The following is a 9,550-nucleotide window of genomic DNA, read 5'->3' as shown; positions in this document are numbered from 1 at the left end:
GTACGAGGCATAGCGAATAGTAAAATTGGGTTTGGCGATTTGATTTTACTACTTCGCTATTTTTTTAAGCTAAAAGTGTCAACACACCCTATTTTTGTCCCAAAATTTGCGGAAATTTTTGCTGATCTCAATCACATATTTTTTGGCACGGCGGGAGATCGGCGTCAGGTTAATAAAACCATGTGCCTGATCGGTATATTCATGATAATGAACACTCACGCCATTCTGACGTAGTTTATGTGCATAGATTGAACCTTCATCATGCAGGACATCATGACGTGCAGTAATCACATAACTTGGCGGCAAGTTTTGCAATTCACCATAGGTGGGTGAAATCAGCGGATCATCCAGTTCAATCTGATGGGTTTGGGCATACATTAAGGTCACCAGATCAATATCCTGTTCCGAAAGTACCAGTCCATCTTTATAGGCATAAAAAGAAGGATGGCGACTTTTAAAGTCGACCGCCGGATAAAGCAAAAGCTGTGCTCGTGCGGCATAAGATTTACCTGCACTGCGCTGTGCCACCACAGTAGCCAGATTTCCGCCCGCACTGTCCCCTGCTACGGCAATACGATTTTTATAGATTTTTAGTTGCTTACTATGCTGATGTGCCCAAGCCAAGGCATCTTCACAAACCTGTACCATCTGCAAGGGGCTAAATTCTGGCGTCAGCGGATAAGCCACGCTTAGCACCTGCACTTTGGCATGTACTGCCAGCAAGCGACAGAATTCATCATGGCTGTCCAGACCGCCCACCATAAATGCACCGCCATGATAAAAAATCACCATCGGCAACTTCTTTTGTGGAGCTGGATGATAATGCCGGGCAAAGATGCTGCCACTTTGCAAAGGCAGGCGCAGCTCTTCGATGACTTTGACAGTAGTTGGTTTAGCCGCGATCGCTTTCATGCGTGCATCAAACAATGTGCGCGAATGAGCCAGATCCTCACTGATAAAACTGCTATGCCCCTGTTTTATCTGGATGGCCATCAGGCATTTAACCAATGGATCTAAATCAGGATAAACATGAGGATAATCCAGAGCCTTAACTAATGCTTCCTGTGCAATGCCAGGTAAGCGGTCCAGCATACGCGCTGCCGTCCCTTGTCCCTTTTCCATCACACTTTTCAGAACCGGAGGATTCACAGTCATTATTTTTAGTCCTTATTCTCTTAATTCTTCATAGTTTCTACACGATTAGCGTTTCAGTGACCATATTCTTATATAAGTCTTAATATCAATGTACATATAGCTTCTACTCGATACGTTACCCTCATTTATAAAAGATGTCATTGACCGTTTAAAGGTTATTTTTGACGTACTTTTGCGAGCTTAAGTATATTTTTTATTACAAATCGGGAGGATGCCTATGGCTAGCAAAATTATAGCTCTGTCTTTGGCGACTGCATTTTTAGCTGTAGGCTGCGTCGCATTTCCTGAAGATGGTGGCTATTATGATGGCCGCTATGATCAGCGTTATGACCGTCGCTATGAACTGGACCGGCGTTATGAACAAGATCGTCGCTATGAGCGGCAACGCTGGGAATATGAACAGCAACGCAAACGCATTGAACTGGATCGACGTAAACAGGAATTACAACGTCGCAATTGGGAGCAGGATCATAAAAGACAGTTAGAGCTTGATCGACGTAAAAGCCAACTGGAACGGCAGCGCCATGAACAGCAACGTAAAAATATCATGACGCAACGGCAAAAACAGGCAGAAGCAGAACGCAAGCGTCGTCAGGATCTGGAGCGTAAACGTGCAACAGATCAGCGCAGTAAAAAAGTCCAGCAAAATCGTTCTAATCAACGCTGGAATGACAACCGACGCCATCAGGAACAACGTTCACGCGATCGTCGTGACTAAGACTTGAATCACCCTCTCTATTAAAAGCCCAGACTGGGCTTTTTTAATGAAAAAGGTAGCTGCCAGATAGACAAAGGCCCTAAAGAAAATTTCTTTAGGGCCTTTGCAGAGGGTTATGTTAAACGAACTTCCACTTCGCTTATGCTTCTCAGCAATTCAACCAGAACATCCTGTTCTCTACACAAATTATCCTATCGAATCAACTTGCTCTCATGAAGCGGACATTCACTATCCAAGCTGTAAATTTTATCTTACAAACCGCTAAAATAGAGACGACTGATTCCAACAAATTCAAAAAAGGTAAATTCTGGACAAAAAAAGGCTTATCTAAAGAACAGGATAAGCCACGAAAACACATTTCAAAATAAGAAGAAACTACAGCGATAGAATCTGGAATAAATATTAATCAAAAGTTCATCTATTGTGAAAGACTTTATTGCTTAGATATTAATCGTTTTTATGTCTAATAAATAAACAGGCAAAAAAAAGCTGAGTTTTGGGGATACTCAGCTTGAAAAAAGCAACTCTAAAATAGGGCAACAGCAACCCGGTTCGGCTCTCTCCTCTGAACAAGGTCGCTGTTAATAGAAGTATGATGCAATTTTTTTACCAATACTTAAAACGGATTAAAATTATTAATTTGATTCAAAAATACGATTATTCATTTTTTATGTTTATTTTCAAATACTTAATTCTTAGATTTAGTCGCGAATTAAATCTATTCAGTTCAAAATTCGGATTCATCGCTGCTGATGTCCGTGTATTTTATTCTCATCCTATCCTGCTGTTGTGTTCTGAATAGCTTGTTCTGCTATCCGCTGGATTCAGTATTTTGTATAAATCTTAAATTTAATCTGGGTCGACGCTTGAATTTTTACACCCTGCCCCGATTTCTTTAGGTAATCAAGAACTTCACAACCATGGCAGTTCAGCATAAACGCAGTGAACACTGAGGCCTAAGGACTGTACATGTTTAAGAACCCATTTAAACGGAGTAAATCAATGGCGACTGAGCAAAACGAGCAAGCTCAACAACTTGAGCAAGAGCAAGCGGAACAAGATACAGCGCAAACTCAAGCTGAAACCGAGCAGGCTGAAGTTTCCGTTGAGTCTTTACAAGAGCAGATTGCGCAGCTTGAAGGTGATTTAAAGTTAGAAAAAGCCCGTACCGCCAATGCAGTTTATGAAGCACAAAAGAGTGTTGAACGTATTCAGCGTGAATCTGAAAAGCATAAAGATACAGTTCTGGAAAAGTTCTCTAAAGAGCTTCTAGAAACAGTCGACAATCTGGAACGTGCCATTGTGGCTGCAGGTGAAGAGCAAACACCATTGCGTGAAGGTGTTGAACTGACCCTTAAATCTTTATTGCATACCTTGGAGAAATTTGGGGTTGTGGCAGTGGATACCAACAACGGTTTCAATGCTGACCTGCATCAGGCAGTCGGGATTGATCCAAATGCCAAAGCAAATGAAATTGGGACTGTTTTGCAAAAAGGCTACACGCTTAACAGTCGCTTATTGCGTCCTGCCATGGTGATGGTCGGCGCTTAAGCCAAATAAATTCGGGAGTTTGTGAAATTTTTCAAAAATTTTACTTGAAAAAAATCGAACGGCTCTCATATCGGATAACAAGTGTAAATCACAAAAAAATTTTAGAGGAAACATCCAAATGGCTAAAATCATTGGTATTGACTTAGGTACTACAAACTCATGTGTTGCAGTACTTGAAGGCGACAAAGTTAAAGTAATCGAAAACGCTGAAGGCGCGCGTACCACTCCATCTATTATTGCCTATAAAGATGGCGAAATTCTGGTAGGTCAATCTGCAAAGCGTCAAGCAGTAACGAATCCGAAAAATACATTGTTCGCGATCAAACGTTTGATCGGTCGTCGTTATGAAGACCAAGCGGTACAAAAAGATATCGGTCTGGTTCCTTACAAAATCATCAAAGCTGACAACGGTGATGCTTGGGTTGATGTCAACGACAAAAAATTGGCGCCACAACAGGTTTCTGCTGAAATCTTGAAAAAGATGAAGAAAACTGCTGAAGATTACCTGGGCGAAACCGTAACTGAAGCTGTTATTACTGTTCCTGCTTACTTCAACGATGCACAACGTCAAGCAACTAAAGATGCAGGTAAAATTGCAGGTCTAGAAGTTAAACGTATCATCAACGAGCCAACTGCTGCTGCACTTGCGTTCGGTATGGACAAAAAAGAAGGCGACCGTAAAATCGCGGTTTACGACTTGGGTGGTGGTACTTTCGACGTTTCAATCATTGAAATTGCTGACCTTGATGGCGACCAGCAAATCGAAGTATTGTCGACTAACGGTGATACATTTCTAGGTGGTGAAGACTTCGATAACGCGTTAATCGAGTTCCTGGTTGAAGAGTTCAAGAAAGAACAAAACTTTAACTTGAAGCAAGATCCACTGGCGTTACAGCGTTTAAAAGAAGCTGCTGAGAAAGCGAAGATCGAACTTTCATCTTCAAACGCAACTGAAATCAACCTTCCATACATCACTGCTGATGCGACTGGTCCTAAACACTTAGTGATCAACGTAACACGTGCAAAACTTGAAGGTCTAGTTGCTGACCTGGTTGCTCGTACGATTGAACCTTGCCGTATTGCGCTTAAAGATGCAGGTCTTTCGACTTCTGACATCTCTGACGTAATCTTGGTGGGTGGTCAGTCTCGTATGCCAATGGTTCAACAGAAGGTTCAAGAATTCTTCGGTAAAGAGCCACGTAAAGACGTAAACCCTGATGAAGCAGTAGCCATAGGTGCTGCGATTCAAGGTGCGGTACTTTCAGGTGACAAAACTGACGTACTTTTACTTGACGTAACTCCGTTGACACTTGGTATTGAAACCATGGGTGGCGTGTTGACTGCAATCATCGAGAAAAACACCACGATTCCTGCGAAGAAATCTCAAGTGTTCTCAACTGCTGCGGACAACCAGCCTGCTGTAGACATTTCAGTTTATCAAGGTGAACGTAAAATGGCGCAGCAAAACAAACTGTTAGGTAACTTCCAGTTAGGCGACATTCCACCTGCGCCACGTGGTGTGCCACAAATTGAAGTATCTTTCGACATCAACGCTGATGGTATCTTGAAAGTATCTGCGAAAGACAAGAGCACTGGTAAAGAGCAATCGATCCAGATTAAAGCAAACTCAGGTTTGTCTGATGCTGAAATCGAAGCAATGATCAAAGATGCTGAAGCGAATGCTGAAGAAGACCGTAAGTTTGAAGAGCTTGCAAAAGCTCGTAACGAAGCGGATGCTTTAGTTGCTTCTTCACAAAAAGCAGTAAAAGATCTTGGCGAGCAAGTGACTGCAGACGAAAAAACTGCAATCGAAACTGCGGTTTCTGAGCTTGAAGCTGCAACTAAAGAAAATGACGTTGAAGAAATCAAAGCGAAAACTGAAGCGCTGCAAAATATCATCATGCCAATTACACAACGTGCATATGAAGCTGCTCAAGGCCAAGGTGGTGCGCAAGGTTTTGACCCGAATGCATTCCAAGGCGGCGAAGGTCAATCTCAAAAAGCGGACGACGGCGTTGTAGATGCTGAGTTCACTGAAGTGAAAGATGACAAAAAATAATTTGTCGCTTTAACTGAAAAAACCGCGCGAAAGCGCGGTTTTTTTATGTCTCGACTTAAAAGAATAAAATAAAAATTACTAAAATTTGATCGTATTTTCAGGAAAAGCTGTTTAAGTTAAATCCAACATTAAAATACCCTGAACCCATGAAAATTCTGATTTTGCTGCCTTTACTTAGTTGCTTGGGCCTGACAGCGTGTAGCCTGCCCGTTTCATCTCTCCTATCTCAAAGCACTTCGACTCAATCGACTCAAGCCATTGCCCAATTATTTGATCAGGCGCAAAGCGCGGGTGTTCTAGTGATTCAGCGTGGTCAACAGATACAGGTTTATGGTAATGATTTAAGCCGTGCAGATACCGAATATGTTCCCGCCTCTACTTTTAAAATGCTCAATGCCCTGATTGGCCTGCAACATGGCAAAGCCACAACCAATGAAATTTTTAAATGGGATGGCAAGAAACGCAGTTTTGCAGCCTGGGAAAAAGACATGACTCTCGGCGAAGCCATGCAAGCTTCTGCTGTACCCGTGTATCAGGAACTGGCACGTCGCATTGGCCTTGAATTGATGCAACAGGAAGTACAACGCATCCAATTTGGTAATCAGCAGATTGGTCAACAGGTCGATAACTTCTGGTTGGTAGGCCCTTTGAAAGTTACTCCAAAACAGGAAGTCCAATTTGTTTCTGCGTTGGCCCGAGAGCAACTGGCCTTTGATCCTCAAGTCCAGCAACAAGTCAAAGCCATGTTATTTTTACAGGAGCGGAAAGCTTATCGACTATATGTCAAATCCGGTTGGGGCATGGATGTGGAACCGCAAGTCGGCTGGCTCACCGGCTGGGTTGAAACACCGCAGGCTGAAATCGTGGCATTTTCACTCAATATGCAGATGCAAAATGGTATAGATCCGGCGATCCGCCTTGAAATTTTGCAGCAGGCTTTGGCCGAATTAGGGCTTTATCCAAAAGCTGAAGGATGATGCAAATAAGCATGGGAAAGGCATTAAAATTAAGCTATATTTTTAAAAAATAGACATTTAAATAAAAAATATGCGTCTTCTGCTCTGTCTGCTCGTAGTGGGATTGATCATGTCTGCCTATCTACATATGCAGGCCCAAACCCATCCTCAACTGCGCTATAACTCGCTGGCTGATCGCTTGACGCATCCTTTCGATACACGCTTACGTTTCCGAATTGATCAGGTCGATTCAGGCTTTGGACTAAGTAAAGATCAAGTCATTCAACTGAGCAAGGAAGCGATCGAAATCTGGCATCAGGGAAGCAATCGTGATGATTTGATGGTCTATGATGAAAATGCCAGGCTGAGTATTCACCTGATCTATGATCAACGCCAGCAAGACTATGATGCCTTGAAGAAAGTCGAAAAACAGTTGCTGGCAGATGACGCCAAGTATCAACGTCAGGTCAAAAATCTGGAAGCATCCCATCAGCATCTGGAAAGTCAGCAGCAACGCCTGATCCAGCAAAGAGATCAGATGAATAGTGAATTTCAGGCCTTACAGCAACGACGCCGTCAGCCAAATTTATCTGCTTATGAACATGAGCAGATTGAATATGAGGTTTTGGCTTTACAGCGCAAATCGGAAAGTTTTCAACGGGAACTTCAGTACCTTCAGGAACAGCAAAGTTCCTTTAATATGAATGTTTCCATGCATCAACATGGTCTGCAAAACCATCAGCAGAATATCATTCAAGCCCAACAGCGTTTCCCTGCCCGCGAATTTCATAAAGGCGTGTTTATGGGTGATCAAATTCATGTCTATCAGTTTGATGCAGAAGATGATCTCCGTCTGACTCTGGCACATGAACTCGGACATGCCTTGGGGCTGTATCACCATAATGACCCGGAAGCACTGATGTATCCGGTGCTGGGTAAACAGAATCTGCAACACTTCCAGCTGCGACCTGCAGACAAGACCTTGCTTTATAACCGTTAAGTGATCAGCTTGAATTCCCTAATTAATTTAAGTGTATAAGTATTATAAAAAACACTCTATTCTGATTTCATGTTATTGTGATTGGCTACATTGTTCAGGCCATCTTTGGAGATTCGTGTGAGTTACTACCATATTTTAATTGAAGTAAATGACCACATTAGTACGATTGATGAAACCCGTGATATCGAAATCTTTGATATCGAGGACATCCAACCCTATCTTCATTCGATTTTGCTGCCTTATTTCAATGAACAACTGATTGAACTCGACGATGAAAATCTGGAATATAAAGATATTCTGCATCTGGAAATCAAACAGACCTTATTACCGATCAATGACCTGATCGAAGAAGAACAGCGTCTGTTGCCAAGCGATACCGACATTACCATTAGCGCCTATGAAATTTTCAATAACCGCGAGTTGAGTCAGGATGTCACTACCGTGATCTTTGACCTGCTTGAAGCGGTAAAACTGGATAGCTAAACGTTCTTCCAGATATAAAAAAGTCCTCATTGAGAGGACTTTTTTTTTGTGCATGGATTTAGATCGAGAATGAAGATCCACAACCACAGGTCGTGGTCGCATTCGGGTTTTGTACCACAAAACGTGAACCTTCCAGACCTTCTAAATAATCTACCACCGAACCGACCAGATATTGATAACTCAATGAATCGACCAGGACTTTAACATCGCCATTGGCAAATTCTGCATCATCTTCATTCTGGCTTTCTGCAAAATTAAAGCCATAAGAGAAACCTGAACAGCCGCCACCGGTCACATAGACACGGAGCATTAAGTCTTGGTTACCTTCACTGTCACGCAACTGGCGTACTTTATTTGCGGCATTGTCGGTGAGCACAAGCGCTTGGGCATTCATGGCGGATTCCTCTGTTGAATGGAATGTCTTTAAAAAGAAAAGACCATATTTAAGTATAGCACACTCAATATATGGTCAGTCTCTACAGATTAAAAGTCAAATCAGAGTAATTTTATCAGGATTATTTGTAGTTCTCATCCTGTAAGGCACATTCAAAGTTTTTCGGGTTCTGTTTGCAGCGGAATTGCCATAACAATTTCATCATACGTTTGTCATAAACACCGCGTTTGGTCAGGTCAATTCGGGAATCCCTCATCATTTTCTGGTAACCCGGTTTGTCTGCAGCAGGAATATCCATCCAGTATTTTGCTGGAATGTCCGCTTTCATTTTCCCTAAAATACCAAAGGCACGCGGTAACTGACTTCTTACCCATTCACGTGATTTTTGTCCGTAACCTGCCGGAAATTTATCTGGACGGATAATGATATTGCCTGTGACCTGCAACACCGGATAATTCACAATCGCGCCTTTGTTACCCAAACCTTTATGTAATTCCAGCGGTTTAAATACTGCTGCTGGTGCACCAATAATATCCACCTGGCCATTGTTAAACTTGGCACCAAAATTGGTGACATCGGCACTCACCGCCTGTGCGCCGACCTGCTGTACCATGATTTTTTGTGCTTCATCATAATCAAGTACGGCAATTTTTTTACCAGCGGCTTTAGCAACGGTATTAATACTGCGGTCGTTCACCAGCAGGAAAGCATCACCCACAGGAATGACACCGACTACCTCATATTTACCTTGCAGCATATGTTTGGCAAAGGTCGGACTGGCCAGTCCCTGCATTACTTTAACTGCCAGATTCAGATCTGGAATCGCGCCAATAGCATCGAGTGAACCGGTAAAATTATTGAACTGACGGCCACGCATCCCGGTCACACTAATGCCGTCACATTTTCCAGCTTTAAAATCTTCTGCAACCACCGCTTCATTGGTATTCACCCGCAGTTCGACATCTGCACCCCAATTTTTGGCCGCCAACTGATAGTCTTTCATCACACTATAGACATCACCGTTTTTACCAACCAGATCAAATACGCAAATCACCTGTTTAGCTTGCGCCAGACCTGAAACAGCCAGTGTCGCCGTAGCCAATGCCAGTGCTTTCCATCCTCTATGCATCATCCTCATTTCCTTATCGCTTGTTTTTGTTATTGCACTTTTAGTCACATGTGATTGTTTTTTATATAAAACATGCGAATTTAATAGTTAATCAAGCTTAAGCTA

General features: G+C 42.6%; 9 protein-coding genes. 6 read left to right on the top strand and 3 right to left on the bottom strand.

Annotated elements, in window-relative coordinates:
- Positions 1-78: 78 nt before the first annotated feature.
- On the bottom strand, positions 79-1,155 hold the full coding sequence (locus NI466_RS13110; RefSeq protein ID WP_253173799.1) for an alpha/beta hydrolase: 1,077 nt from the start codon (positions 1,153-1,155) through the stop codon (positions 79-81).
- 217 nt (positions 1,156-1,372) lie between these two features.
- Between NI466_RS13110 and NI466_RS13105 the strand changes: the two genes are divergently transcribed.
- From NI466_RS13105 to NI466_RS13080, 6 genes are all read left to right on the top strand, one after another.
- Complete coding sequence (locus NI466_RS13105; RefSeq protein ID WP_253138677.1) at positions 1,373-1,873, top strand: cell envelope integrity TolA family protein; 501 nt, start codon at positions 1,373-1,375, stop codon at positions 1,871-1,873.
- Between the two features lie 1,002 nt (positions 1,874-2,875).
- Entirely contained in the window at positions 2,876-3,424 is a 549-nt protein-coding gene (gene grpE, locus NI466_RS13100; protein WP_004647116.1) for a nucleotide exchange factor GrpE, read from the top strand.
- Between the two features lie 118 nt (positions 3,425-3,542).
- Entirely contained in the window at positions 3,543-5,483 is a 1,941-nt protein-coding gene (gene dnaK / locus NI466_RS13095) for a molecular chaperone DnaK (RefSeq protein ID WP_253173798.1), read from the top strand.
- Positions 5,484-5,629: 146 nt separating this feature from the next.
- A complete protein-coding gene (locus tag NI466_RS13090; protein WP_004728961.1) occupies positions 5,630-6,460 on the top strand; it encodes an OXA-134 family carbapenem-hydrolyzing class D beta-lactamase OXA-282 in 831 nt (276 codons plus the stop codon).
- A gap of 70 nt (positions 6,461-6,530) precedes the next feature.
- Positions 6,531-7,439, top strand: a complete 909-nt coding sequence (locus NI466_RS13085; RefSeq protein ID WP_005094835.1) for a matrixin family metalloprotease — start codon at positions 6,531-6,533, stop codon at positions 7,437-7,439.
- Positions 7,440-7,544: 105 nt separating this feature from the next.
- Positions 7,545-7,922 (top strand): hypothetical protein, encoded by a 378-nt coding sequence (locus NI466_RS13080; protein ID WP_016806936.1) that lies wholly within the window; start codon positions 7,545-7,547, stop codon positions 7,920-7,922.
- A 58-nt stretch (positions 7,923-7,980) separates the two neighbouring features.
- On the opposite strand, the gene erpA is transcribed toward NI466_RS13080, so the two are convergent.
- Complete coding sequence (gene erpA / locus NI466_RS13075; RefSeq protein WP_004281944.1) at positions 7,981-8,316, bottom strand: iron-sulfur cluster insertion protein ErpA; 336 nt, start codon at positions 8,314-8,316, stop codon at positions 7,981-7,983.
- A gap of 121 nt (positions 8,317-8,437) precedes the next feature.
- Positions 8,438-9,445 (bottom strand): putative solute-binding protein, encoded by a 1,008-nt coding sequence (locus NI466_RS13070; RefSeq protein WP_191112719.1) that lies wholly within the window; start codon positions 9,443-9,445, stop codon positions 8,438-8,440.
- Positions 9,446-9,550: the final 105 nt, after the last annotated feature.

The sequence above is a fragment of the Acinetobacter lwoffii genome, from assembly GCF_024129595.1.
GTDB classification, from domain to species: Bacteria; Pseudomonadota; Gammaproteobacteria; order Pseudomonadales; family Moraxellaceae; genus Acinetobacter; species Acinetobacter lwoffii_O.
This window is presented reverse-complemented; position numbering and strand designations above follow the sequence as displayed.